Genomic DNA, 26,386 nt, shown 5'->3' on the forward strand with positions numbered 1-26,386 from the left:
ACATGAAATCATCATGCCGCTGCCGCTGATTTATCACGAAGACTACAGCCCCGAGTTCCCGGCGGATCACCGCTTCCCCATGGACAAGTTTCGCTTGTTGCGCGATCACCTGGTGGACAGCGGTCTGACCCGGGACGCCGATCTGCTGCGCCCAGAGCTCTGCCCCCCAGAGATTCTCGCCCTCGCCCATGACGCTGCCTATATCGAACGTTACATGAGTGGTGAGTTGTCCCGTGAAGACCAACGGCGCCTCGGCCTACCCTGGAGCGAAGCCCTGGCCCGGCGCACGGTGCGCGCAGTCGGCGGTTCATTGTTGGCGGCGGAACAGGCGCTGGAGCACGGTTTGGCCTGTCACTTGGCGGGCGGCACCCATCACGCGCATTACGACTACCCGGCCGGTTTCTGCATCTTCAATGACCTGGCGGTGATCAGCCATTACCTGCTGGAAAGTGGCCGGGTGAATCGGGTGTTGATCTTCGATTGCGACGTGCATCAGGGCGACGGGACTGCACGAATCCTGCACAACACCCCGGACGCGGTGACCGTTTCCCTGCACTGCGAAAAGAATTTTCCTGCACGCAAAGCCGAAAGTGACTGGGACATCCCGTTGCCCAAGGGCATGGGCGATGTGGAATACCTGAAAGTGGTCGACGATGCGCTCAACTATTTGCTGCCGCTCTATCAACCGGATCTGGTGCTGTATGACGCTGGGGTCGATGTGCACAAGGACGACGCACTGGGTTATTTAAAGCTGACGGACGAAGGCGTGGCCGCGCGTGATGAAAGCGTGATGCGTCATTGTCTGGGCCGGGATATTCCGGTGGTCGGGGTGATTGGCGGCGGGTACAGCAAGGACCGCAAGGCATTGGCGCGGCGGCATGGGATTCTGCATCACAGCGCGCAACGGGTGTGGCAGTCATCAGGTTGTCACTGAGTCGTGGGTCTTTACCCACAATGCCTGTGGAACTGCCTGTGGATAACCTGAGTGGAAGGGCCTACAGCCCATGCGGCGTATAGGCTGCACAATGATGGTTGTTTTTTAACCAGATCATGAACACACAACAAATCCCCTGTGGGAGCGGGCTTGCCCGCGATGGAGCCTGCACATTCAACATCTTTGTTGACTGACACTCCGCTATCGCGGGCAAGTCGAAGCGTCGCACCGCCGCTCCCACAGTTATTGGGTACTGCTAGAATGCGCGGCTATTCCGCCACACTACAGCGCTCATCATGACTCAGCCGTTGACTCCCCTCCCCCCTCAAGTCGCCATCATCGGCGGCGGCCCTGCCGGCCTGATGGCGGCTGAAGTTTTGAGCCAGGCCGGGGTCAAGGTTGACCTGTACGACGGCATGCCTTCGGTGGGACGCAAATTCCTGCTGGCCGGGGTCGGCGGCATGAACATCACCCATTCCGAAGCCTACCCGGCGTTTCTCTCGCGCTACGCCGAGCGCGCCCCGCAGATTGCGCCGCTGCTGCGATCCTTTGGCGCCGACGCGCTGTGCCAATGGATTCATGACCTGGGCATCGAAACCTTTGTCGGCAGCTCCGGCCGGGTGTTTCCGACCGACATGAAAGCCGCGCCCCTGTTGCGCGCCTGGCTCAAACGCTTGCGAGATGCCGGCGTAGTTATCCACACCCGCCACCGGTGGCTCGGCTGGAATGCCGACGGTAGCTTGAATGTGTCGAGCCCCGACGGTGAAAAAAGCCTGTCACCTGACGCCACCCTGCTGGCCCTCGGCGGCGGCAGTTGGTCGCGCCTCGGTTCAGATGGCGCGTGGATGCTGCCGCTGGAACAACGCGGCGTAGGACTGGCGTCGTTGCAACCGAGCAATTGCGGCTTCGAGGTGCAGGCATGGAGCGAATTGATGGTCAGTAAATTCGCCGGCGCGCCGCTGAAAAACATCGCCATCGGCCTCAATGACGATGTGCCACGGCTCGGGGAATGTGTGATCACGGCGACCGGGATTGAAGGCAGTCTAATCTACGCCCTGTCGGCACCAATCCGCGAAGCCATCAACCTGGACGGCTCGGCGACTATTCACCTTGACCTGTTGCCGGGCAAGCCTGTGGATAAAGTGCAGGCAGCGCTGAGCAAACCGCGCGGTTCACGTTCGATGTCCAAACACCTGCACAGTCAGCTAGGCATTGATGGCGTCAAAGCTGCGTTGCTGCGTGAACTGACGCCGGCCGACTGCTTCACCGACCCGGCATTGCTGGCCAAAGCGATCAAGGCATTGCCGCTGACGCTGGTGAAAACCCGCCCGCTGGACGAAGCCATCAGCAGCGCCGGGGGCGTGATGTTTGAGTCGATGGATGAACGCTTGATGCTCAAGCAGTTGCCTGGCGTGTTCTGCGCGGGGGAGATGCTGGATTGGGAAGCGCCGACGGGCGGCTATCTGCTGACCGCGTGTTTCGCCAGTGGGCGCGCGGCGGGGATGGGGATGGTGGAGTGGTTGAAACACCAAGGCTGAAGACCGTGGCGCGCCCTTCGCGAGCAGGCTCGCTCCCACAATTAATCTCTAGTGTTCACATATTGTGTGTTCACAGAAAATCCCCTGTGGGAGCGAGCTTGCTCGCGATGGCGGCTTAACAGACGCCGCCGCTATTTAAGGCTTACGCTTGCGCGGCCCGGTATTGAACACCGGCACTTTACGCACAGGCTTGATCGAAGGCTCCGGCGCCGAAGCATCCCCGCTCTCAACCCACTTGCCCAGGTTGCGCTTGCCGCCGCTGGAGGTCTTTGGCTTCTTCGGCTTTTTCGGCTTCTTCACCACCTGACCGCTGGCATCGGTGTCCGGTACGCGGTGCTCAGGTTCGAAGTCATGTTCCATCTGCCGAGGCAAGGTCTGACGGGTCAACGTCTCGATGGCCGACAGCAGATTCACTTCATCGGCGCACACCAGTGAAATGGCCTGCCCGGTGTTACCCGCACGGCCGGTACGACCGATGCGGTGGATGTAATCCTCGGCCACAATCGGCAGGTCAAAGTTGACCACCAACGGCAAGTCTTCAATGTCCAGACCACGGGCCGCGACGTCGGTGGCGACCAGGATCTGCACTTCGCTGGCCTTGAAACGGTCCAGCGCGCGCTGACGCGTAGCCTGTGGTTTGTCGCCGTGGATGCCGTCGGCATTGATGCCCAGGCCCTGGAGTTTTTCCACAAGAGCGTCGACGCCGTTGCGGGTCTTGGCGAACACCAGCACTTGCTTCCACTTGCCTTTGCGCAACAAGTGAACGAACAGTTCCGGCTTGCGTTTCTTGTCGACCGTCACGACCCACTGTTTGACCGTGTTGGCCGCCACGTTACGCGGGCTGACTTCGATGCTCAGCGGATCGTTGAGCATCTGCCCGGCCAGCGTGCGGATCGCATCGGAGAACGTCGCCGAGAACAACAGCGTCTGACGTTTCTTCGGCAGCGCCTTGTAAATGTTGCCCAGTTCTTCGGAAAAGCCCAGATCGAGCATGCGATCGGCTTCGTCCAGCACCAGGGTTTGCAGCTGATTGAACTTGAGTGCGTTCTGACGGAACAGGTCGAGCAAGCGGCCCGGTGTGGCTACCAACAAGTCCACGCCTTTGCGCAGTTTCATCATTTGCGGGTTGATGCTGACGCCGCCGTACACCGCGTAAGTGCTCAACGGCAGGTTCTCGGCGTACTGACGCACGGCTTCGTGAACCTGTTCCGCCAGTTCGCGGGTCGGCACCAGAATCAGTGCGCGTACGGAGTTGGCAGTGACTTTCGGCCCTTCCATGGCCAGCAATTGCAGGAGCGGCAGCGCGAAACCGGCAGTCTTGCCAGTACCGGTCTGGGCCGCAGCCATCAGGTCGCGACCGGCCAGCACCGCCGGAATGGCTTGCGCCTGAACCGGCGTCGGGGTCTGGTAGCCGAGCGTCTCGAGAGAGCGCAGCAAGGGTTCGATCAGGCCAAGGGTGGCGAAAGTCATGGGATTACCGTAGGAAAATTCAGCGCGGGTTTTTCAAAACAAGTGTGCAAAAAAAGATGCAATGGCGCGCAGTTTACCCTAATTCACACGGGATTCTGTCGGCGCGACTACAGCCGGCTGCTCAGGCGCCCGGCGCCACTGCGGCAAACCGATCAACACCACGGCGCTGATGATCACCAGCATGGCCAGCCCTTCTTCGATTCCAATGGTCTCGCCGACAAACACGATGCCCAACATTACCGCCACCGCCGGGTTGACGTAGGCATAACTGGTGGCCGCCGCCGGACGCACATGTTTCAACAGATACATGTAGGCGTTGAACGCGATAATCGAACCGAAGAACGTCAGATACGCCAGGGCTGCCCAACCTTCGATCGGTGGCATGGCTTGCAGATGCTCGCCGCTCAGTGCACTGCCGATCAGCAGCGCTACGCCGCCGACCAGCATTTCCACAGCACTGGCCATCGCCCCCTTGGGCAACGGCAAGTGCTTGCTCCAGACCGAACCGAATGCCCAGGAAGCTGCCGCGAACACAAGCAATGCAGCTCCCAACGGGCTCGACTGCAGGTTCGAACCGAGATTCAACATGGCAATGCCGATCAGCCCGAGCGCAATCCCGGCCCATTCGAGACGGGTATTACGCGCGCCCCAGAAATATCCGCACAACAAGGTAAACAACGGCACCGTCGCTATCGCCAAAGCGGCCACACCGGATGCCACCCCCATGTGTTCGGCCACACTGACTCCACCGTTACCGCCAGCGAGCAGCAAGATCCCGATAATGCCGGCGGCTTTCCACTGCGCCCATGTCGGAGCCGGCGCCCCGCGCCAGCGCAGGAAGGCATACATCAATGTCCCGGCGAGTACAAAACGGATCCCCGCGAGAAGCAACGGCGGCCAGTACCCCACGCCGATGCGGATCACCAGATAGGTCGATCCCCAAATTACATACAGCGCGAAAAAGGCGGCGATCAACGGTAAGGGAAAACGACGTAAGCCAGGCATGAGCAGCTCGATGACAGGACAATGTGAACAGCTATTCTAGAAAGGCCAAGCGCCAAAAATAAGTTACAAAACCTGTTTATAGCGCCGGTACACTTTTCAAAACACGGAGATCGGCGCTATAAACCGTGCTTTCGAAAGTCAGTCATGTTTCAGGTGTACGACGATGGATAAATACGATCGCATGCTCCTCGGCGCCCTGCTGGAAAACGGTCGTGCGTCCTACGCCGACCTCGCGCGCAAGGTCAACCTGTCCGCCCCGGCCGTGGCCGAGCGCGTGGCCAAACTGGAAGCCAGCGGTGTGATTACCGGCTACCAGGCTAAAGTCGACATGGCCAAGCTCGGTTTGCCGATCCAGTGCGTTATTGAACTGCGCCTGAACCAGCATGGCAATCAAAAGGCCTACGACGACTTGATCAAAATCCCGCAATTGACCGAGTGCCACAGGGTCACCGGCGATCCGTGCGTGATCATGCAAGCGGCGGTGGGTTCGATGCCGGAGCTGGAGGAGTTGATCAACAAGGTTGCCAAGTTCGGGTTCAGCAAGACGTCGATTGTGTTGTCGAGTGCGATAGAAAAGCGTGTGCCGTTGGGACAACTGGAAGGGAATGGCAAATAGTTCTCCTGTAGGAGCTGAGCTTGCTGGCGATGGCGGCATGTCAGTCACCATCAATGTTGACTGTCCAACCGTCATCGCGAGCAAGCTCAGCTCCTACAGGGGATTTGTGGCGTGCTTAAAATCCGCGATGGCGCTTGAGGTGTTCGTTGATCTTCGCCGCCGGCACTTTCTGCAAGCTGCACAGCCAATCATCGGCCATGTCCCGGTGGGCCTTCAACAACCCGTTCCCACAGGTGTTACCTCATTCCTGTGGGAGCGGGCTTACTCGCGAAGCGATCTGTCAGACGCCGCTGTAACTTGCAGGCAACAAACCCGGCATATCCCGCAGGCGCACCCAGGGTTCTTTGCGCCAATGCAGCAGCCGCAGCGTTCCGCCCGCCCATTCCATTGCCCGCATACGCGGCGCTTGATTCGAAATGGCCCCCTCTTCCGCCCGCAACATCGGCACCACATCGTGTGTCAGCCAACGCCGCAAATGGCGGTTTTCCGGGCAATAGTGATACACCAACATCGCGTATACGCCCGACTCACTCAACATCAAGGTCTCTTCGAGGTCATCATTTCCGGACAGACACATCAGTTGTTTCTGATCCGCATCAAGCTTGAGCACTTGCCTTCCATTTAAGTCCACACCCATTAATCGGCCGATATCGCGGGCACAGAACCAAGGCTCTGCATGCAGCAAAAGTGCTCGTAGCTGGATGTGGTGACGGATGAATGTTTTGGGGATGACGTGAGCTGCGCTCGAAGCTGATTGCGCAGAGTCTTCTGGGGGATTGGGGGTAACTTTGATCATGGCGAATAATCCATCGAAAAGTTGAAGTTACCAGCATCACTTGCAGGTGATGGGTGGCAGCTGTGTACGAGTCTGCAAGACCGAGTCGATAGATAACCCCGGCAGACCCGAAGGTCACCCCGTACACAGCCACCATAAATCGATGGTCGCCAAGTAAAGCGACACGATTATAGGTGCGACTGTAGTTATCTACCAAACCTCGACGAGCTTGCAGGCCCGGTCGCTGAATTGGCAGCGACGTCCCAGAGGTTATCGATGCCGCAGGTACGGGGCAAGACGGACAAATTCCTAATATTTGGTAGGAGTAATCATCGAATTTGAGGCGTGGTTAAACACAAGAACAACGTCAAACACCGACCCTGTGGGAGCGAGCCTGCTCGCGAAGCGATTTACCATTCAACATTGATGTCGACTGATACACCGTTTTCGCGAGCAAGCTCGGCTCCTACAGGGGATTTGTGGCGTGCTTAAAATCCGCGATGGCGCTTGAGGTGTTCATTGATCTTCGCCGCCGGCACTTTCTGCAAGCTGCACAGCAAATCATGCGACAACTCGCGCAACCCATGCTTGCGCCGCAATTCTTCAGCCAGATGCGCCGTCAGGTTGGCCGCCATCTCGGCATCGGCCATGGCCCGGTGAGCCTTGCCGGTATCGGGCAGGTTGGCGAACGTGGTGAGGGTACCGAGTTTGTGATTGGGCGCTGCTGGCATCAGCCGACGGGCCAATAGCAGCGAGCAGGCAAAGTTCTGCAAACGCGTGCGTTTGATCCGCCCCAGCTCAAAGTCCCAGAACTTCTGGTCGAACGCCGCATTATGCGCGAGCAACGGAGTGCAGCCGACGAACTCGTTGACTTCGTTCATCACCTGCTCCGCCGACGGCGCGGTGCGCAGCATGGCGTTGCTGATGCCGGTCAGTTGCTCGATGAAGGCCGGAACGCGCACGCCGGCATTCATCAGGCTTTGGTAACGCTCGACGATGCGCCCCTGTTCAAGAATCACCACGGCAATTTCAGTGGCCCGGCAGCTGCTGCTCGGGGAGATCCCGGTGGTTTCAAAGTCGATGACTGCTATGCGTTCCAAACCTGTTTCAACTCCGTAAAAATCAATTCTTGAGCAGCAACGCGCCTTCGATGGGCACATAACGGCTGGCGGCGCGGATCAGCGAGTTGGCGGTGAGGCCCGGTACGCCGTAGGCCACCGCTTGCACCCCGTGTTTGCTGATGATGCGCTCCAGCAGCATGTCGAAATCACCGTCGCCGGAGGCCAGCACCACTTCGTCGACGTGATCGGCTGCGTCCATGATGTCGAGGGTGATGCCCACGTCCCAGTCGCCCTTGGCCGAACCATCGCTGCGCTGGATGTAGGGTTTGAGCTTCACGGTGAAACCGAGGTTGCGCAAGATCTGCTGAAACTGCTGCTGTTTGCTGTCACCGCGATCGATCGCGTAGGCATAAGCCTCGACAATCTCGCCCTGTTTGCTGATGTCAGCCCACAACGCGGCGTAGTTGAAGTGGCAACCATAGGCCTGACGCACGGTGTAATAGAGGTTTTGAACATCGGCGAACACTGCGATTTTTTTCACCGCGGGTTTCCTCTTGGCGCACAGGCGCGCAGGCGAGATCAGGCACAGGGCCCGAAAAGTCGCCCAGTATGCCAGCCCGAAGGATTGTTCCGCGAATAATCGGCTATATGGCGAGGGAGCTTACTCCCTCGCCACAGGGGTCAGACGAAGGAATCGTCGTCATCGCCGCCGAAGAACGATGAGCTGTCATCGTTGTAATCAGTGTTGGCAAAACCACCCTGATCGTTGGAGTTGTCAGCCATGCGCTGATCATCGCCCCAACCAGTGCCGCTATCGCGTTGATCGCTGACCTGAGCCGGCTCTTCCTTGATCACTTCAACCACTTCCGGCTGTTGATTGTGATGGAACAGGCTGCTGATGCCTTGTGCCAGCATCACGCCACCCGCCACACCGGCCGCTGTTTTCAGTGCGCCTCCGAGAAAACCGCTGCCAGCCGCCGGAGCTTGCTGCTGCGGTGCGTAATTCTGCTGAGGCGGTGCTGAGCCGAAGTTTTGCTGTGGCTGCGTATTGAACGATGGCCGCGCCGGTTCGCGCCAGCCGCCTGTGGACGGCGCGGCACTTTGGGTCGGCACTGGCTGCGGGTCGCGGGTGCTGCCACCGAAGATGCTCGACAAAAAGCCACCACCGCTCGGCGCCGGTGCCGGAGCCGCTGTCTGAGCCTTGGCCGACTGCAGTTCGGCCTGCAATTGCTGCACGTGCTGGGTCAGTTGTTTGTTCTGCTCGTCGAGACTCTTGATGGCGGCTTCTTGAACCAGAATCGCCTGGGTCATGAAATAGCCGGCCGCAGGCTGGCGAGTCAGGTGTTCCTTGATCCGCGCCTCGGCCTGGGCGTCGCGCGGGGCTGAATCCGTTTCGGCCTGTTGCAGCCGGGAAAACAGTCCATCGATCAGGGTTTGTTCTTCGCTGTTCATGGCGACCTCGTAGATTGCCGGGGAAAATCGTTGTCCTTTTCCGAAGAGGATAAGGTGCCCCACCTTAATGGAGGCTGAAACAAGGCGTTTCAATGACCTTTACCTTACGTTTACGTTTGCGCCCCCAAGGGTTTCATCGGTTAAAGTGGGCCACCGCTTCCAACCAGCGATACCGACTGATGAATCCGTTCGATGTACTGCGTGACTCCTTGTACTTCTTCAAGCGCAATCTGGGACAGATTGTGCAACTGTGCCTGCCGCTGGTGATCCTTGAGGCGCTCCTGCAACAAGTGGTCGACCACTCTACCGAGCCGGACAGTTTTCCCGGCGTCAGTGTGATCGTCGGCTTGCTGGTTTATCCGCTGTACACCGCCGCCCTGATTCTGTTTCTCGACGCCCGCAGTCGTGGCGAATCGCCGGGCAATCGCGCTTTGCTGTCGAGAGCCGCTTATCTGTGGCCGCGCTTCGCCCTGCTGACCGCCCTGAACACCCTGCTGATCCTGCTCGGCCTGTCGCTGTACTTCCTGCCCGGTATCTATCTGATGGTGACCCTGGCCTTCGGCGAATACCTGCTGGTGCTGCGAGGACTGGCTCCGCTGGCGGCGATGAAGGAAAGCCTACGTCTGACCCGTGGCCATTTCATGCGCATTCTGGTGTGCATCCTGTGTGTAATGGGCCCGTTGTGGGTACTCAAGGGCGCAACCTTCGCGGTGTATCCAGAGCCACAGGCCCCGGTGATCAGCCTGGTGATCGACAGTGCTCACAGCTTCCTGCAACTGTTCACTAGTGTGGTGTTGTTCCGTTTGTTCATGCTGATCAGCGACGAACCCGAAAAGATTGATAAACCGCTCTAACCGTGGGCTTCGGCGCGGCGCTCGGTTATGCTCCGGGCCATCTTTTGTAACGCTATAAGCCGAGCCATGCCCCGTCTACTGCGCTACACCCTGCAGAGTCTGTTAATCGTGATCGGCGTAATCGCCCTGATCTACAACCTGACCTGGCGCCCGGACGCCAGGGAAGTGGTGCCCGTCAGCTGCACGGTTCAAGCGCCAACTCTGGTGCCCGGCCAAGCGTTGAAGGTGATGACCTGGAATGTTCAGTACCTGGCGGGCAAACGCTACGTGTTCTGGAACGACCTGGCGCAGGGTGAGGACGAGAGGCCGACACTGGAAGACATGGCTTTCAGCCTCGACGAAGTGGCGCGGGTGATTCGCGACGAAAACCCCGACATCGTGTTGTTGCAGGAACTCGATGACAACGCCAAGACCAGCGATTACCAGAACCAGTTCAAGCTCCTGCAAGAGCGGGTCGCCGACCTGTATCCGTGCAGCGCTCGCGCTTTCGACTGGAAGGCCGATTTCGTACCGCAGCCGCACATTTTCGGCAGCGTTGGCCGGCAACTGGCAACGCTGAGCCGCTATCAGATCGAACACGCCGAACGCCTACAATTGCCGGTCGCGCCGGCCAACATGATCAGCCGCCAGTTCAAGCCGAAAAACGCCCTGTTGGTGACTTATCTGCCGTTGAACGACGGCGGGCAGATGGCGGTTCTCACTTCCCATCTGGACCGCGTCCTCCAGCCTGACGAAACGTTGCAAGCCCAAGTGACCGCCGTCGCCAAGGTCCTCGATAAATTCGAAGGCCGTGGCACGCCGTGGCTGATCGGTGGCGATTTCAATCTGTTGCCGCTGGGGCAGTTTCGCCGATTGCCCGACGAGCAGCGCACGCCCTACTCCGCCGACAGCGCACTGCACGTGCTGTGGGACAAATACCCGATGATCCCGACCAACAACGAAGCCAGCGGCGTCGATCGGGCCCAGTGGCTGACGCATTACCCGAATGATCCTGGCTTGAATGGCCCGGACCGCACTGTTGACTACCTGTTTTACAGTCCGCGCATCAAACGGGTCGAGGCGATGGTGAGGCAGGACGATACGTTGCGCATTTCCGACCACTTGCCGGTGATTGCGCGGTTCCTGCTACCTGCCAACTGACAATACAAAACCTGTGGGAGCGAGCCTGCTCGCGAAAGCGGTGTATCAGACAACATCAATGTTGAAGGTATAGCCGCCTTCGCGAGCAGGCTCGCTCCCACAGGGATTGGGTTAGACCAGAAAATCGGTTCAATGCACCTCTTCCAGATCGTCATGCAATAGCCCGAAGATTTTGCGTTTCATATCGATAAACGAGCGCTCCATGACCATGTCCAGGGTCCGTGGCCGCTCAATCGGCACGTCGAGAATCTGCTTGATCCGCCCAGGCCTGGCGCCCATCACGTAGACTCGATCGCCGAGCAAAACCGCCTCGTCGATATCATGGGTCACGAACAACACGGTCTTCTTGCTGTTGCCCCAGACCCGCAACAACAGCTGCTGCATTTGCAGGCGCGTCTGGCTGTCGAGCGCGCCGAAAGGTTCGTCCATCAGCAGGATTTGCGGATCATTGGCCAGTGCACGAGCAATCGCCACACGCTGCATCATGCCGCCGGACAGCTGCTTGGCGTAGTTGTCGGCAAATCCGCTCAGGCCGACTTCATTGACGTAGTAGTCGACGATTTCCTTGCGCTGGGCAGCAGCCATACCGCGACGCTTGAGCCCGAATTCGACGTTCTGGCGCACGGTCAGCCACGGGAACAGCGTGTAGCTCTGGAACACCATGCCGCGGTCCGCACCCGGCCCCTGCACTTGCTGGCCACCAACGTAGATCTCGCCTTCGGTGGGTTCGTTGAGCCCGGCGGTGAGGTACAGCAGACTCGACTTGCCGCAACCCGAAGGCCCGACCAGCACGGCGAATTGTTGGTCCGGCACTTCGAACGACACCTGCTCCAGCGCTGTGAACATGCCGCCGTCAGGTTTCTGATAGCGCAGGCTGACCTTGTCCACTTGCAGCTTTGGGGCGGCCTGCACCGGGGCGGCCGAGGGTGTGACAAAGCGAGGGTTGACGGCGCTTACTGAGCCCATGCGGCGATCCTCAGACGTAGGAAACGGAACAGTTGATCGGTGACCAGGCCCAACAGGCCGATGATCGCGATTGCCAGGAAAATCACATCCACTTGAAAGCCACGCATGGCTTTTAGGCTCAAGTAACCCAGGCCACTGGAAGCGGCGACCAGTTCGGCCACCACCAGGTAGGTCCAGGCCCAGCCCATGGTCACCCGCAAGGTGTCGAGCACGCCCGGCAACGACGCCGGGGCGATCACATGCAGCACCGCGTCGCGACGGGTCGAACCCAAGGTATAAGAGGCGTTGATCAAGTCTTTGGAGATGCCTTTGGACACGTCCGCGATCATCACCAGTTGCTGGAAAAACACGCCGAAGATGATCACCGAGACCCGCTGTTCCAGACCGATACCGATCCACAGAATGAACAGCGGCACGAACGAGGTCACCGGCAGGTAGCGGATGAAATTGACCATCGGCTCAAGGAACGCCTGAACGATGCGAAAGCTGCCCATCAGCAACCCCAGCGGTACCGCTACCAGCGACGAGACAATGAAACCGACCATCACCACTTCAAGACTGGCCCACACATGCAGGCCAAGGGTGCCGTCGCGCCCCAGGCGCACAGCGGCCTCGACCACCGCGCCCGGTGTCGGCAGGAACATGCCCGGCACCACGCCGCCGTAGGACAACCCGGCCCACAGGCCGATCAACAACACCCAGGCCAGACCGCTTGCGCTCCAGATCACCTGAACCGGCAAGCCGGTCTTGGGCGTGATGCAGCGGCTCAGCCATGAATTGCGCTTGAACATGCAAACCTCCTACAGCGGGGTGACGAAACGGTTGTCGATCAGGTCGTCATTGCTGACGTTGTAGGGTTTGCCCTGCAGTTCACTGGCGGTTTCATTGGCCAGTTTGATCAGTGGTTCGCTGTCGCCCGGCTTGCCCGGCGAGCCGAGGAGTTTTTCGCTCATGGCCTGATCGTAGAAACGCACGCCTCGCGCGGCGGCGGCCAGTTCCTTCGGATCGGCGAGGTAACCGCCGACACCTTTGGCCATGATTTTGTAGGCTTCTTCCGGATGTTCCTGGGTGTATTTCACGGCTTTGTACAGGCCGGCGACCAAGGCCTTCACGTCTTGCGGCTGTTTCTCGATCACCGAGCAGTTCAGCGCCACCACATCGACAATCACGCCCGGCGTGCTGCTGCTGTCGATCAGCACCTTGCCCTGCTGCTTGTCACGCACCATCGACAGATGCGGCTCCCACGTCACCGCCGCGGGCACGCGACCGGCGATGAACGCAGTGGCAGCGTCATCAGCCGTCATGTTCTGCACGGTGATGTCGCTCATGGTCATGCCGTGTTTCTTCAGCAAATACGACAACCAGAACTGCGAGGTCGACCCTTCGTTCACCGCCACCGCTTTGCCTTTGAGCTCCTGCAGAGTCTTGACGTCCTTCCCCACCAGCACGCCGTCGCCACCATGGCTGTCATCCAGCGCGGCCACAGCCTTGAAGCAGAATTGCGGACGGTACTTCAGCACTTCGTCGATGGTCGACGCCGAGCCTGACAACTCGCCCGAAGCCTGGGCGGCCATGTACATCGATGCCTCTTCGACGACGGGCAATTCGACGGTCAAGCCGTTTTCCTTGAAGTAGCCCAGGTCCTGAGCCAGGTAGAGGGTGCCGTAGCCGACCCAGGTGGTGTGACCGATGGATAGGGTGCCGGCCTGGGCGCTGGTGGCGACCGTGGCGGCAATAGCGGTGATCGCCAATGGATGAGCGATGCGGGTTAGCAAGGACTTGATCATGGAGCACTCCCAAAGCTGTTGATTTAGTTTTGATGGGCAGTACGGCCAGCGGCCCTGAAAATCGGCTGTCACCTCAGGTCTCTGATGGACCTTGCGGCGGGCAGCATCGGGCTGACTGGCGAAGTCGATGTTGGCCCAGTGCGGGGAGAAGGAAAATTAGGAAATATGTCGAGGCGAATGATGAAAAAGCTATGTAGCGCGCACTGGAAAAGGGCGGTGTGGGCGGGGGTGCCCGAGGGGAGTGCAAAAGGTGCGAGGTGCGGTGAATCGGCCATAGCATTCGCGAGCAGGCTCGCTCCCACAAGGGACTTGTGATCGACACAAATCCAATGTGGGAGCGAGCCTGCTCGCGAAGAGGCCCGCAAGAGCGCTACAAGATCAAAGTCGGCCGTACTCCTGAGCCGTACGTTCCAGCGCTTTCAAGGTCTTGCCCACCAGCTCATCAATCTCCTCACGACTGGCAATCAACGCCGGCGCCATGATCATCCGCCCCAGCGTCGAGCGAATAATCACCCCCTCTTCAAAGCCAATCGTGCGGCAACGCCAGGCGATATCGTTCTCGTTGGCAAAGCGCTTGCGGCTGGTTTTGTCCTCGGCCAATTGCAGCGCCGCGACCATGCCGACACCTTGAATATCCCCCACCAACGGGTGGTTGCCGAACACCTCGCGCAAGCACTGTTGCAGGTACGGGCCGATGTCATCCTTGACCCGTATCACCACGCCTTCATCGCGCAAGGCCTTGAGGTTGGCTATCGCCACCGCCGCGGCCACCGGGTGCCCGGAGTAAGTCAGACCGTGGGCAAACACCCCGCCCTGCTCTACCAAGACCTGAGCCATTTTCTTCGACAGAATCAGCCCGCCCATGGGGATGTAACCCGAGGTCAATCCCTTGGCAATCGACAACGTATCAGGCTCGAAACCGAAGTACTCATGGGCGAACCATTCACCGGTGCGACCAAAGCCGCCGATCACTTCGTCGGCACACAGCAACACATTGTACTTGCGGCAGATGCGCTGGATTTCCGGCCAGTAACTCTCTGGCGGAAAGATCATCCCGCCCGCGCCCTGGAACGGTTCGGCGATGAAGCCTGCGACCTTGTCCGCACCCAATTCAAGAATCTTCCCTTCCAGTTGCTGCGCTGCCCGCAGGCCAAATTCAGCCGGAGTCAGGTTGCCTTCGTGGGCGAAAAAGTAGGGCTCGTCGATGTGCTCGATGTCCGGAATCATGCCGCCCATTTCGTGCATGAATTTCATGCCGCCGAGCGCCGTCGCGGCCAGGGTCGAGCCGTGATAACCGTTCCAGCGACCGATCATGACCTTCTTCTCGGGCTTGCCAAGCACCTGCCAGTAACGGCGCACAGTGCGGATCAGCACTTCGTTGGCCTCAGACCCGGAGTTGGTGTAGATCGCGTGGCTGTAGTGCCCTGGCAGCAGGCTGAACAGCAGCTCCGACAGTTCGATCACCTGCGGGTGAGTGGTGTGGAAAAACATGTTGTAGTACGGCAGCTGCTCCAGCTGTTGAGTCGCTGCCGCCGCCAGGTCCTTGCGCCCGTAACCAAGGTTGGTGCACCACAACCCGGACATGCCGTCGAGGTAACGCCTACCGTCGTTGTCCCACAGGTGCAGGCGTTCGCCACGAACCATTACCCGAGGTCCTTCGTCATTGAGTGCCTTTTGATCGACGAACGCATGGATGTGGTGCGCAGCGTCGGCGGCCTGGTAGTCGCGGGTTTCACGTGGTGTGGTCATCGCCAGTTCTCCGTTTTTGTTATCAGCGCAATTGAAACCAGGTGGTCTTCAACTGAGTGTATTTATCGAATGAGTGCAGTGACAGGTCGCGGCCGAAACCGGACTGCTTGCCGCCGCCGAACGGCACGGTCACGTCGAGTGCATCGACGCTGTTGACCGAAACCGTTCCCGCTCGCAATTGCCGCGCCACACGGTGCGCGCGATTGAGATCATCGGTCCACAACGAAGCCGCCAGACCGTAGACGCTGTCGTTGGCCAGTTGCAAGGCGTGGGCCTCATCGTCGAACGCCGTGACCGCCAGCACCGGGCCGAATACCTCATCGCGAAACAGTGGCATGTCCGGGTTCACGCCGGTGAAAATCGTCGGCTGAATGAAGTTGTCAGAACCGTTGAAAATCGACTGCCGACCACCGCACACTTTTGTCGCGCCCTGGCGTTCGGCTTGCTGGATGAACTTCATGATGCGCGCGGTCTGACGGCTATCGACAATCGCGCCGGCGCTGCTCGACGGGTCCAGTGGATCGCCCGGCAGCCAGCGTTCGGCCTGTGCTTTGAGGCGCTCGACGAACGCGTCATGGATCGAACGCTGCACCAGCAATCGCGAGTTGGCCGAACAGACTTCGCCCTGATTGAAAAAGATCCCGAACGCGGCTTTTTCGGCGGCCAAATCGAGATCCTGACAATCGGCGAACACCAGATTCGCGCTCTTGCCGCCGCACTCCAGCCACACCTGTTTCAGGTTTGATTGCGCGGAATATTGCATGAAGTATTTGCCCACTTCAGTGGAGCCGGTGAACACCAGGCAATCCACATCCGGGTGCAAACCGAGGGCTTTGCCGGTTTGCTCGCCGAGTCCCGGCAGCACGTTCAATACGCCTGCTGGCAAGCCAGCTTCCAACGCCAGCTCGGCCAGACGCAAGGCGGAAAACGGTGATTGCTCGGCGGGTTTCAAAATCACAGAGTTGCCAGCGGCCAATGCCGGTGCGAGTTTCCACGCGGCCATGTCCAACGGGAAATTCCACGGCACCACGGCAGCGACCACGCCGAGGGCTTCACGGGTGATGGTCGCCAGTACGTTTTGCGCGCTGGGGGCGATCTGATCGTAGAGTTTGTCGAGGCTTTCAGCGTACCAGCGAAACACCCCGGCCGCGCCTGGCACGTCGATGTTGTAGGCGTCCATCACCGGTTTGCCCATGTTCAGCGAATCAAGCAGTGCCAGTTCTTCGCGATGGTCCATGATCAGCTCAGCCAGGCGCAGCAGCACCTGTTTGCGCTCACCGGGCGAGCGCGCCGACCAGGTGCCGGCTTCAAATACCTGCCGCGCATTGCTGACGGCAGCGTTGACCTCTTCATCGCCACACGCAGTAACGTTGGCCAGGCATTGCCCGGTGGCCGGGTTGATCGCGGCGAACGTCTGGCCGGACTGCGCGGAACGGCGTTTACCGTCGATCACGGCCTGGTCGGGAAACTGCAGCGCTGCGGCTTTGTTTTGCCAATATGCAAGCTCGAACACGTTCAGATGCTCCATGGGCTTTTCTTGTGAATTGGATGGTGGCCCAGGCCCGTGTCCAGGAAAAATAGTAAAAATGTTTTCGCAGACCATGAAAAAACTGGGCAGCCAACCTCCCCCGTGGCGCGGTATGTGGTTATTGTTCAAGCACAACAACACCGTCGTCAGAACGGACGCAGTCGGCGCGAAATTTGCCTGGATGCCTGGATCATCCACCCCGAGGTTTGCCGTGGCTGCCTACAACTTGCGTCAACTGAAATACTTCATCACCACCGTCGAATGCGGCAGCGTTGCCGAGGCCTCGCGCAAGCTGTACATCGCCCAGCCGGCGATCTCCACGGCGATCAAGGGCCTGGAAGACAGCTTCGGCGTGCAACTGCTGATTCGTCATCACGCCCAAGGCGTGTCCTTGACGCCGAGCGGCGCACGCTTCTATCGCAAAGCCCAGGAACTGCTGCGCATGGCCAAGGAGTTCGAACAGAACGCCCTGGCCGACAATGACGTGGTATCCGGGCAGATCGATATCGGTTGCTTCGAAACGGTTGCGCCGCTGTACCTGCCGCAACTGATTGCCGGCTTCTCGGCGCTGTATCCGGGGGTGAAAATCCGCATTCGCGACGGCGAGCAGCAAGAGCTGGTGCAAGGATTGACGTCGGGCACCTTTGACCTGGCGATCCTGTATGAACACGACCTCGACGCCACCATCCAGACCGAACCATTGATGCCGGCGCAGCGACCTTATGCGTTGCTGCCGGCGGACCATCGCTTTGCCCAGCTCAAGCAGGTGTCGCTGCGGGATTTGTGTCTGGAGCCGATGATTCTGCTGGACGTGCAGCCGAGCCGGACTTACTTCGTCAGCCTGTTCGAGGAATTGAACCTGTCGCCGAACATTGCCTTCAGTTCACCGTCGATCGAGATGGTGCGGGGCATGGTCGGGCAAGGGTTCGGCTTTTCGATTCTGGTTACGCGGCCGCACTCGGAGTGCACCTACGACGGAAAGAAAGTGGTGTGCGTGGACATCGTCGAAGACGTCACCGGTTCAGGGTTGGTGGCGGCGTGGCTCAAGCGTGGGCAGCTGACCAAACCGGCGCAGTTGTTTGCTGATTATTGTCGGGAGCAGTTGACTCCCAAGGCCGGTACTTGAATGCCCCGGCCCCATTCAGGAAACCTGAGGTGACCTGTGCTCGATCTCGATGCCAATGAGTGGGCGCTTCAAGGCAATCGATACCCATGCCCCCACGGCTGCGATCACACATGCGGCAAATCCCAACAGGAAGGACATGAAGCTGAGCTCTTGCGCGACAGCCAGCAGTCCGAGCACCGCTGCGGTTGCCTCGGCCGCCCCCCAGACACAGGTCTGGACGGCCATCGCGACAGAGCTTCGCCCTCTCCATATCTTGACGGCCTGGGCTTGATACAACGGGCCACAGATCATCTCGCCAATAACGATAAAAACCACCACGACAAACAGAATCGCCTGAGCTTGCGATGAAATGATCAACAGCAGGCATCCCGTCCCGATCAACAGGTTTGAAACGATTACTCGCCACAAGCGAGACACTCGCTGCGAGAGCGAGGTTATATAAACCTGGCTGAAAATGATGATCCCGCTAGCCACCAGGAACAGTACCCCCACCAACTCACTGGAAAAGCGCTCGGTCGCATAGGTTGGAAACACGTAATAAAACTGCGCATAGCCAATCATGGTCAAAAAATTGATTGCCAAGAATGCGACAACTTTAGGGGAAGCCTCGGATCCGTCCACCGTGGAAGAACGATCACCAACCTCCAGACCTGCTGAACGTGCCAGGTGAGGAATCAATGTGGTGGAAGCGGTTGCAAGCACACCTAAAAGCAATGGCAAGGCAACAAACCAGTAACCCGCCCCGGCCAGTATCAACGATGCAATGAAGGGGGCAACACCGGCGCCGGCGTTCGCTGCAACATTCTCGTAGGAGAGTACGCGCTCGTGTTCTCCCTCTCCGAAGTACTGAACGATATAGGAGATCTGCGAAATCGTAGCGATCGAATTGGCCACGCCAAACACCACGACAAGCACCACCCAGATCAATACGTTGGTAATTCCCATCGCTGCCATGACAAGCATCAATAACGCGGCCACCGCCACGCACAGCAATGCCAGGGCAATTTCCCGGCGGCGATCAACCTTGTCCAGAACACCTTGAAAGGCCAGTGCACCTATGCGGTTTGAAACAATTGCAAAGCCGACAACGATGCCGGCAGCGCTGGTACTGAGGCCCACGGCTGCATTGAGCCAGATAGCCATGAATGGATAAAAGCAACTCCATGCGGCGGACGATAGAAACCGGACGATGTATATCATTTGAATACCGGACTTCTAGGGCCACGATCAGTGTGGATCAGCACTTGGCCGATCTCGCGCACCACGACTTCTGCATAGCCGGTGAGCATGCCGATCCAGGCATAATCGGAAGTGCCGATGGGTTGGATCACGCTGCCGACGTTAGCGATCGGCGTATGAATGGAAGCCATTTGCGGAACCTCCCAGTCATGCACGATTGCTTCGTGGTCCAGGCAATACCAATAGCTCAAGGTCTGCCGGCACTCTTCAACCGGTTTGTATTCCAGCGTGGCATCCAGCAGTCCCAGCGGCAGCAGTGCAACGTGCTGTAGAACGGTTGCAGGCGGCAGGTCATAGGCCAATGCAATCTGCTCGACGATGCTCGCCCCACCCAAGCGCCCCATGTTGGCGTCAATCAGATAGGCCGTGGATGGTGTTGCGATGAACTCGCAATGAAAGAAACCGTTATCAAACGCCGAACGCGAAACCAGATCGCGCACTGCTGTCTCGATTTTCGAACGAACGGACGAGGCAATGAGTTGGTTGGCCGGAAACTGATTAGCGACTTCAGTGAACCCGACACGATCGCGTCTGGACAGCCCAAGGAAGACAACCCGCCCGTCCTGAACGAAGCCCTCCATGCTCACGAGGTCACCCACGCAGTGCGCCTGGACAATCCACGCAATGCCTTCGGGATCGTCGACTCCGCTCTCCAGGATGGCCGATTTGATCACACTGGCAGGATCAACGTCCGCCGCGATTGAAAGCATGGTCGTTGCCACCGCGCCGGAGCCGACCGCGGGCTTGAGGACAGCATCATTTTTCACACCTGGCGTCAGCCAGGAGAGCACGAAGTCGCCATCAGCCAGCGCAACACAGGACTCGGCCGGAACGTGCTCGGGTATCAAGCCACCCACGAACTCCTTTGATGACAGTCTTGCAAATACCGCTGGAGGCGCGTTGAAGCCGAACGTTTCGGCAATCGCTGAGACAACAGGGAACAGCTCGTCAAAAAAGGTTGTAATGCTGTGGATCTTGCCAACCAGCGCTTCATTAGCCTTCAAGTAACCGGCCAGGGCATTTGTGTCGGTAAATGCAGGAATGCAGGTTACCCCCTCGAATACAGCTTTGGCTGCGCCGTGAAAACCTGAAGGATCAACGGAAAGTATCGGCTCGAACCCTGCACTGCGAATAGCATCGCAAACATACTTGATGGATACCTTGTTAATACCAACTATCAAAATATGACGCATCTTTCACATCCATCCATAAAAATGAAAAAACGACGATTATTGAGCTTCAACGATTAACGGCTGATACATTTTTCCGGGGTTCAGGATGTTCTGCGGGTCCAATGCCGATTTGATTGCCCGCATGAACTGGAGCGCCGTGCCGTGTTGTGCCGACATCCATTTCACTTTTCCTTGCCCTACGCCGTGCTCGCCACTGACCGTGCCGCCGAATGACAACGCCCGACTCGACAATCGACTGAGGAAAGCCTGAATCTCCACACTTTCATCCTCACCTTCCTCAAGCATGACCAGTAAGTGGAAATTACCGTCCCCTACATGGCCGATGAGTGGTGCGTCGAGCCCGGAAGCGGCGATGTCTGCCGTGGTGGCGCTGATACATGCACTCAGACACGACAGCGGAACACAGACATCGGTGGCCAGCCCCTTGCGCCCCTTGTAGAACGCGTGAAATGCCCACCAGGCGTCATGCCGGGCCTTCCACAAGGCCGTGCGTTCTTCAAGCCGATCAGAAATCTTGACCTGCCCCCCGTGCTCACGAGCGCAATTCGTGAACAATTCAACGCTACTGGCAACCGTGGACTTATCCCCGTGGAATTCGAGGAAAAGATGTGGTGTCAGCGGCAAGCACAAAGAGGGGGAATAGGCGTTGCACGCGCGAACAGCTGTGACATCCAACAACTCGATCCGTGCAATAGAGAGGCCTTGCCCGAGCGCACTTGCCACCGTCTGTACGGCGCTGTCGACAGAGTCAAACGAACAGACGCCCGCGATGATGGCCTCCGGCAATGGATGTAACCTGACTTCCAGCTCACTGAATACGCCAAGGGTTCCCTCCGATCCCACAGCGATCGCCAGCAGGTCTAATCCCATGGCTGATTTGGGCGCTCTGGAGCCAATTTGAGCCACTGTCCCATCCGCCATAATCCAGCGTGCGGCTTTGACATTGGCAGCCATCGTCCCGTAACGAACGGAGTTGGTACCCGACGCACGTGTCGCAGCCATTCCCCCCATGGAAGCGTTGGCGCCGGGATCGACTGAAAAGAACAGCCCCGTATCACGCAAATAACTATTCAGCTGTTCACGGGTGACACCCGGCTGAACCGTTGCGCTCATGTCGGTAACGTTTACGCCAAGGATCGCGTTCATCTCTGAACAATCAACACATACACCACCATATGGCGCGTTGATTTGCCCCTCCAGGGATGAGCGGGCACCCGCTGGGATCACCGCAACGCTGTATTCACGACAGAGCCGAACAACCTGAACGATTTCCTCCTCGCTCCGCACTGTAACGACGGCATCGGGAGGGCTCAGATCGATACCAGGGGGGGCCTGACAGAATTGTTGCCTGATGCCTTGTTCAAGCCTTAAACGTTCGCCAAACAGCTGACGGAGTTTTTCAACAACCAGAGTATTCATTTGTCTCATCCCTGTTCTGACTGATCACTGCCAGGTTTCTGTTTATCTGCCAGATCACCGCGCACTCCTGTGAGCGGTCGACGGTCGCGAATCAACGAACACAGAAGGCGATGAAACCCGCCTCCTGAATGTTCATTCCTTGGTACTTTTGGTCTTTCGGGCCGCACGCCCGTCGTACTCCGGACGGCCAGAAACAATTAACCCGAAGAAATAAGGTTGGGCGCCTGAGTCCTCGAGCTGACTCCCTGACTTGTTATGCACTTCAATGAGAGAGAAAAGATCCACAAGACGGTCCTGAATCTGTTCTATTTCCGCGTCTTTCAGTGTCACCATCGAGCTGTATTTGAAAGAACCTGAAACATCAAAGTATTCACTTTTTTCAGGCTTGAGCAGCGACCGTTCCACTTCGTAGCGCAGGAACTGATCCTTTAACCTCAACGCATCAACTGTTCTGGGCATCCTCAGCGTTGGTGCATGACGAACAAAGGGATCTTCAGGTGCTGTTCGTTCTTTTGAGACAAGGCTCAAGAAAGCTTCCGTATGTTGATCGTAGGCAAGGCCAATTTGCTGGCACACCAACTGGATTTCAGCAACGGAGGCACTGTCCACCATATAGAGATAAGTCATCAATGGCAGCAGTTCAAAGTTCGCTTCGAATGCTGCAATCACCTCTTGGGTGATGATGAACTCACGCTCATACCGACTTAAACTCAGCGCCCGACGTAAAATTTTCGAATCATGCTCTCTCAACTCAAGCCTGGAAGAAAGATCCGTGACTTCGACACCTTTGCCAAACAGCATCTCGTGGACGTTAGCGGGCAGCAAGTCTCTGAAGTAATGCCAGAAATAATCAAAACTGACTTTGCTTGAGGCGTCGATACCAAGATGGTCATGCAACTCCACTGCGGCATCAATACTCAGGTATTTCCTTCCGGCCTCAACGTCACGATAGTAATTGGCCGAAAATGGAATATTGACCTCATCGAGAAACGTTGAAATCTTCAGATGCCCCGTTTCGATCCGCAACTGCATGAGAAACGCACCAAACGCTCGTTTACTATCCAAGCTCTTCAGCCTCTGCCGACAGAGTGACAACCACTCTGGTGGTATTTTTCTTGATTTTCATACTGGAAGTTACCACGCCTATTTCCTGCGTATTACGCACATGAACTCCCCCACAGGGAATTAACCAGTCTTCGCATTGCCACCAACGAAATCCATGTCCTTTGCTCGTATCCGCTTCCGTACGAATCTCATGACTTGCAGAGCAAAACTCGTTCAAGGCATACGTCGCCCGCCTCAAACTGTCTTCGTCGAACTCTCCGATAAACTCGTATTGATTCTCCCCACCCTCGTCACTCAACGGAGAGCGTACCGGGTGTGGAATGGACCGCCCAAGCGTCTGTTCTAGCATGCAGTGCATCAAATGCATGGCTGAATGAAGACGCATCTGATGATATCGCAATGGCCAATCAAGCGTTGCCGTAGCCTGCTGGCCAATCGCGCACTCTCTCAGCAGCGTGAACACCTCATCGTCAACGCTCAAGTAATGCCTGATTTGATCATCCCTTTTCTTGGTCGACACAATCTCCAACGCTCGCAGTGCCTCATTCTTCCCTGGACCCGGGATATTCAACACGCCTCGATCTCCGAGTTGTCCGCCTCCTTGCGGGTAGAAAACTGTCTCGCGAAGGAGCGCAAAAGGAAGACCCGCGTCGTCGCGTTCAAGCAAGTCGACTCGACATTCCAGTTGCTTCAGATACGGTTTTTCGTGAAATAAAGGCTGCGTTTCGCTCATTTTTACCTCGAGTAAAGTCTCACCGGATTGCGCTGGAAGCCCTCGCGAATCATCGAGGGCTTCCATGGCTTGCGGGCCTCAGTGGCGCTCATGGGTTTCCAGTTTTTTCCTCAGGACATTGCACAGTCTTGTCATCTGATCCTCACTCCCGAACGAGATCCTGAGGCATGTATGTAGCCCATAATCGGTCAACTGCGAAGTCAGGAAGCCTTCACCTTCCAAATAGCCATGCAAATCCTGGCAGTTGTGCTGGCTGACGCACTCCACGAATACAAAGTTGACGTACTGGCTTCTGGCTTGAATGCCATAGGCGTTAAACAGCCTCACAATTTCCTGCCCCCAGGCAAGACAATGCGCCGCGGTCTTGTCCAGATGATCAGAGTCCTGGAGCACGTATTCTCCCGCGAGGGCAGAAAACGAACTGACGTTGTAGGGCGCGCGCCGCGCTTGAAGTACCGGGATCAGGTCAGCGCTGGCAAAAGCCCAACCAAGACGTAATCCCGCAATGCCGTACGCTTTTGAAAAAGTCCGTAGGCATATCGAGTTTTCCCGAGTGTTCACTATCTGAACGCCTGCAGAGTTTTCCCGATCCGGCGCAAACTCCGCGTACGCTTCATCGATAATGACCGTGGTACTTTTCGGAATGGCGGCCACAAGCGCCAACAATTCCGATGGTGATAAATAGTCACCCAGAGGGTTGGATGGATTTACCAGCACAACCACATCCGGCTTTTTCTCAAGGGCGATATTCAGCGCGGTCTCATAGCCCTGACCGGCGGCTGGAAAAATCTCACTGTATTCAGCCCCCAGTAGCGCTGATCTGATTTTGTACATTTTGAAACTGTGGTGCAGCGCCACGATGCGGCTGCCTGGTTTCAACAAGCCACGCAATGAAATATCGATCAATTCATCAGAACCTGCCCCTACAACCACCCGCCCGGGATCAACATTCCAGCGCTCTCCGATTGCCGAGCGAAGAGACTTGTAAGTCACCTCAGGGTATTCGCTCAATAGCGACGGCATCGACATGCACAGATGCAGTGCCAGACCAGACGGGCCCAGCGGATTTTCGTTGGCGTGCAGTCGGACATTGCTGGTGACCGCTGCCAACAGCTCCCTGCCCGCGAGCACAGACTCCTTGACAGACGAACTCATCGGCCCTGCCCCCCCAGTACCTGGGCGACAATCTTTTCCAGATACCCGGTCAAGGCGACATCCCGATCCAGATAAGGGATAAGTTCACGCACTCGCTCGTGCCAGGAGCGGCCCTGGGGTCCCAGTTTCGCGCAACCCCTGATATCCGCGGCCTGGGCAGCACATATCAACTCGAAGGCGATGACATAGCGCGTGTTCTGAAGCACCTCGGCCACACGCCGCGCGGCCACAAGGCCAAATGAAACCACGTCCTGAAAATCCCCCGTGGTGGTCAAGGTCTGGATCGAGACCGGCGTGGCCAGGGAACGGTTTTCTGCCGTCAGGGAAGCGGACATGAATTGCCCCCCCATGAGGCCGAAACGCAGACCGCCATTTTCCGCACACAGGAATGACGGGAGACCATTGCTGTTTGCTTTCGTCAGGAAGCGATCGATTCGGCGATCGGAGAGGTTGCACATCGTGATCATAGAGATCGTCAGATAGTCCATGACCGAGGCGATGTACTGCCCGTGAAAGTGGCCATTGTGAAAAACCTGACCATTCTCAGGCGTGATCAATGGATTGTCGTTCGATGAGTTCAGTTCGTTGGTGACCACGCGCTCGACGAACTCGATGGTCTCCAGAACCGGACCCAGAATCTGAGGGGTGCAGCGAATGGAGTATGCATCCTCGATGGGCATGTCTTGCTGGCTTACCTGGTCTGTGCGCAGCGCGCTCAGTTGCGACGACAATTCAATATCATCGATCGCCAGTTCCGACCCTTGAAGATCGTCCCAGATGGCCTGGGCGATCATTTGCTGGCCCAGATGCGGTTTCAACTGATGAACGTCGGGGTGGAACGGACGCATGCGGGCCTGCAACGCTTCGAAAGAGAAGGCGGAAATCGAGGTGTATTGCTCAAGCAGGTCCCTGGCCTCGACCACATTCATCGCTGCGACCGCGACCATGCAGGAAGTGCCGTTGATCAGCGCCAGCCCCTCTTTGTAACTCAGGTGAAGCGGTGCCAGGCCCAACTGTTCAAGCGCCTGCGCTGCAGGGATGCGGGTACCCTCGAGATAGGCATATCCGTCCCCGGTCAGCATCCGCGCAACAGCCGCCAGCGGCCCCAGGTCGCCGCTGGTACCGAGAGAGCCCTTGCTCGGAATTTCGGGAATGAGACCGACGTTGTAGATAGCAATGTAGCGATCAAAATTCTCCAGCGAGATCGCCGAGTTTCCGCGCGACAAGGATACGATTCGCGCAAACATCGTTGCGCGGGCGACGCTGTCCGGAAAGCGTTCGCCAACGTTTGTCGAGACACCCTGAATCAGGTTGGATTGGAGTTCGTGGGCTTTCTCGATCGGCACAAGGTGGTCAACGAAGCCCCCCATTCCGGTATTCACACCATAGATGACCGCCCCTTGCGCGACGAGGTTTTCCAAGGCTTCTCTCGACGCCTGGACCCTTTGCCGGGTGGCTTGCGACGCGACCACTTTTTTTCCGGGCGCGGCAAACCTGATCAGGTCCTTGAGGCAGACATCGACGCCGGGAGTCAGTACAAACGTGCTATCCGACGTGAAGTTTTTTTCCTGAATCGTCATC

Annotated in this window: 24 protein-coding genes and 1 pseudogene; 6 read left to right on the top strand and 19 right to left on the bottom strand. The window is 57.8% G+C overall.

Going from position 1 to position 26,386, the window contains the following annotated elements; genetic code table 11:
• Positions 1–13 precede the first annotated feature (13 nt).
• Both AC3ISI_RS25145 and AC3ISI_RS25150 read left to right on the top strand, forming a co-directional pair.
• Positions 14–934: a histone deacetylase family protein gene (locus AC3ISI_RS25145; RefSeq protein ID WP_489334280.1), complete on the top strand. Its 921-nt coding sequence runs from the start codon at positions 14–16 to the stop codon at positions 932–934.
• 296 nt (positions 935–1,230) lie between these two features.
• The gene (locus tag AC3ISI_RS25150) at positions 1,231–2,472 is read left to right on the top strand and encodes a TIGR03862 family flavoprotein (RefSeq protein ID WP_489334281.1); all 1,242 of its coding nucleotides are present in this window, start codon (positions 1,231–1,233) and stop codon (positions 2,470–2,472) included.
• A gap of 135 nt (positions 2,473–2,607) precedes the next feature.
• Here the strand turns inward: AC3ISI_RS25150 and rhlE1 are convergent, their stop codons facing one another.
• Both rhlE1 and yedA read right to left on the bottom strand, forming a co-directional pair.
• A complete protein-coding gene (rhlE1, locus tag AC3ISI_RS25155) occupies positions 2,608–3,942 on the bottom strand; it encodes an RNA helicase RhlE1 (protein WP_223519368.1) in 1,335 nt (444 codons plus the stop codon).
• 78 nt (positions 3,943–4,020) lie between these two features.
• Positions 4,021–4,947: a drug/metabolite exporter YedA gene (gene yedA, locus AC3ISI_RS25160; RefSeq protein WP_489334282.1), complete on the bottom strand. Its 927-nt coding sequence runs from the start codon at positions 4,945–4,947 to the stop codon at positions 4,021–4,023.
• Between the two features lie 163 nt (positions 4,948–5,110).
• Between yedA and AC3ISI_RS25165 the strand changes: the two genes are divergently transcribed.
• A complete protein-coding gene (locus AC3ISI_RS25165) occupies positions 5,111–5,563 on the top strand; it encodes an Lrp/AsnC family transcriptional regulator (RefSeq protein WP_489334283.1) in 453 nt (150 codons plus the stop codon).
• Positions 5,564–5,678: 115 nt separating this feature from the next.
• Here the strand turns inward: AC3ISI_RS25165 and AC3ISI_RS25170 are convergent.
• From AC3ISI_RS25170 to AC3ISI_RS25190, 5 genes and pseudogenes are all read right to left on the bottom strand, one after another.
• Positions 5,679–5,753 (bottom strand): annotated as a pseudogene (locus tag AC3ISI_RS25170) (3'-5' exonuclease); the annotation flags it as partial.
• Between the two features lie 90 nt (positions 5,754–5,843).
• Positions 5,844–6,359 carry a BRO-N domain-containing protein gene (locus tag AC3ISI_RS25175; protein WP_489334284.1) on the bottom strand — a complete coding sequence of 172 codons (516 nt, stop codon included), beginning with the start codon at positions 6,357–6,359 and terminating at the stop codon, positions 5,844–5,846.
• Between the two features lie 467 nt (positions 6,360–6,826).
• Entirely contained in the window at positions 6,827–7,438 is a 612-nt protein-coding gene (locus tag AC3ISI_RS25180; protein ID WP_489334285.1) for a 3'-5' exonuclease, read from the bottom strand.
• 22 nt (positions 7,439–7,460) lie between these two features.
• Positions 7,461–7,940: a LabA-like NYN domain-containing protein gene (locus AC3ISI_RS25185; RefSeq protein ID WP_007946629.1), complete on the bottom strand. Its 480-nt coding sequence runs from the start codon at positions 7,938–7,940 to the stop codon at positions 7,461–7,463.
• A 140-nt stretch (positions 7,941–8,080) separates the two neighbouring features.
• Complete coding sequence (locus AC3ISI_RS25190; RefSeq protein WP_489334286.1) at positions 8,081–8,851, bottom strand: DUF2076 domain-containing protein; 771 nt, start codon at positions 8,849–8,851, stop codon at positions 8,081–8,083.
• A 179-nt stretch (positions 8,852–9,030) separates the two neighbouring features.
• On the opposite strand from AC3ISI_RS25190, the gene AC3ISI_RS25195 reads away from it, so the two are divergent.
• Positions 9,031–9,705, top strand: coding sequence for a hypothetical protein (locus AC3ISI_RS25195; protein ID WP_489334288.1), 675 nt, complete (start codon positions 9,031–9,033; stop codon positions 9,703–9,705).
• Positions 9,706–9,771: 66 nt separating this feature from the next.
• Positions 9,772–10,845, top strand: coding sequence for an endonuclease/exonuclease/phosphatase family protein (locus tag AC3ISI_RS25200; protein WP_489334289.1), 1,074 nt, complete (start codon positions 9,772–9,774; stop codon positions 10,843–10,845).
• Positions 10,846–10,974: 129 nt separating this feature from the next.
• Here the strand turns inward: AC3ISI_RS25200 and AC3ISI_RS25205 are convergent, their stop codons facing one another.
• The 5 genes from AC3ISI_RS25205 to AC3ISI_RS25225 form a co-directional block, all read right to left on the bottom strand.
• Positions 10,975–11,811, bottom strand: coding sequence for an ABC transporter ATP-binding protein (locus AC3ISI_RS25205; protein WP_489334290.1), 837 nt, complete (start codon positions 11,809–11,811; stop codon positions 10,975–10,977).
• Positions 11,799–12,602: an ABC transporter permease gene (locus AC3ISI_RS25210; protein WP_140669488.1), complete on the bottom strand. Its 804-nt coding sequence runs from the start codon at positions 12,600–12,602 to the stop codon at positions 11,799–11,801. Before AC3ISI_RS25210 ends, AC3ISI_RS25205 begins: the two co-directional genes overlap by 13 nt.
• Before the next feature lie 9 nt (positions 12,603–12,611).
• Positions 12,612–13,598: an ABC transporter substrate-binding protein gene (locus tag AC3ISI_RS25215; RefSeq protein ID WP_489334292.1), complete on the bottom strand. Its 987-nt coding sequence runs from the start codon at positions 13,596–13,598 to the stop codon at positions 12,612–12,614.
• A gap of 378 nt (positions 13,599–13,976) precedes the next feature.
• The gene (locus tag AC3ISI_RS25220) at positions 13,977–15,347 is read right to left on the bottom strand and encodes an aspartate aminotransferase family protein (RefSeq protein WP_489334293.1); all 1,371 of its coding nucleotides are present in this window, start codon (positions 15,345–15,347) and stop codon (positions 13,977–13,979) included.
• Positions 15,348–15,369: 22 nt separating this feature from the next.
• Positions 15,370–16,860 carry an aldehyde dehydrogenase gene (locus AC3ISI_RS25225; protein WP_489337788.1) on the bottom strand — a complete coding sequence of 497 codons (1,491 nt, stop codon included), beginning with the start codon at positions 16,858–16,860 and terminating at the stop codon, positions 15,370–15,372.
• 226 nt (positions 16,861–17,086) lie between these two features.
• Between AC3ISI_RS25225 and AC3ISI_RS25230 the strand changes: the two genes are divergently transcribed.
• Positions 17,087–18,001 carry a LysR substrate-binding domain-containing protein gene (locus AC3ISI_RS25230; RefSeq protein WP_489337789.1) on the top strand — a complete coding sequence of 305 codons (915 nt, stop codon included), beginning with the start codon at positions 17,087–17,089 and terminating at the stop codon, positions 17,999–18,001.
• Between the two features lie 15 nt (positions 18,002–18,016).
• On the opposite strand, the gene AC3ISI_RS25235 is transcribed toward AC3ISI_RS25230, so the two are convergent.
• The 7 genes from AC3ISI_RS25235 to AC3ISI_RS25265 all read right to left on the bottom strand — a co-directional run bounded on the left by AC3ISI_RS25235 (position 18,017) and on the right by AC3ISI_RS25265 (position 26,385).
• Complete coding sequence (locus tag AC3ISI_RS25235; protein ID WP_489334295.1) at positions 18,017–19,201, bottom strand: MFS transporter; 1,185 nt, start codon at positions 19,199–19,201, stop codon at positions 18,017–18,019.
• The gene (locus AC3ISI_RS25240) at positions 19,198–20,433 is read right to left on the bottom strand and encodes an ATP-grasp domain-containing protein (RefSeq protein WP_489334296.1); all 1,236 of its coding nucleotides are present in this window, start codon (positions 20,431–20,433) and stop codon (positions 19,198–19,200) included. The genes AC3ISI_RS25235 and AC3ISI_RS25240 overlap by 4 nt, the downstream gene beginning before the upstream one ends.
• Before the next feature lie 36 nt (positions 20,434–20,469).
• On the bottom strand, positions 20,470–21,852 hold the full coding sequence (locus tag AC3ISI_RS25245; RefSeq protein ID WP_489334297.1) for an FAD-binding oxidoreductase: 1,383 nt from the start codon (positions 21,850–21,852) through the stop codon (positions 20,470–20,472).
• A 132-nt stretch (positions 21,853–21,984) separates the two neighbouring features.
• Positions 21,985–22,884 carry a hypothetical protein gene (locus tag AC3ISI_RS25250; RefSeq protein WP_489334298.1) on the bottom strand — a complete coding sequence of 300 codons (900 nt, stop codon included), beginning with the start codon at positions 22,882–22,884 and terminating at the stop codon, positions 21,985–21,987.
• Positions 22,885–22,909: 25 nt separating this feature from the next.
• Positions 22,910–23,716, bottom strand: coding sequence for an alanyl-tRNA editing protein (locus tag AC3ISI_RS25255; RefSeq protein ID WP_489334299.1), 807 nt, complete (start codon positions 23,714–23,716; stop codon positions 22,910–22,912).
• A 12-nt stretch (positions 23,717–23,728) separates the two neighbouring features.
• Positions 23,729–24,805, bottom strand: coding sequence for a pyridoxal phosphate-dependent aminotransferase (locus AC3ISI_RS25260; protein WP_489334300.1), 1,077 nt, complete (start codon positions 24,803–24,805; stop codon positions 23,729–23,731).
• Positions 24,802–26,385, bottom strand: coding sequence for a phenylalanine aminomutase (D-beta-phenylalanine forming) (locus AC3ISI_RS25265; RefSeq protein WP_489334301.1), 1,584 nt, complete (start codon positions 26,383–26,385; stop codon positions 24,802–24,804). The genes AC3ISI_RS25260 and AC3ISI_RS25265 overlap by 4 nt, the downstream gene beginning before the upstream one ends.
• Position 26,386: the final 1 nt, after the last annotated feature.

Source organism: Pseudomonas sp. GL_139_B (assembly GCF_057834475.1).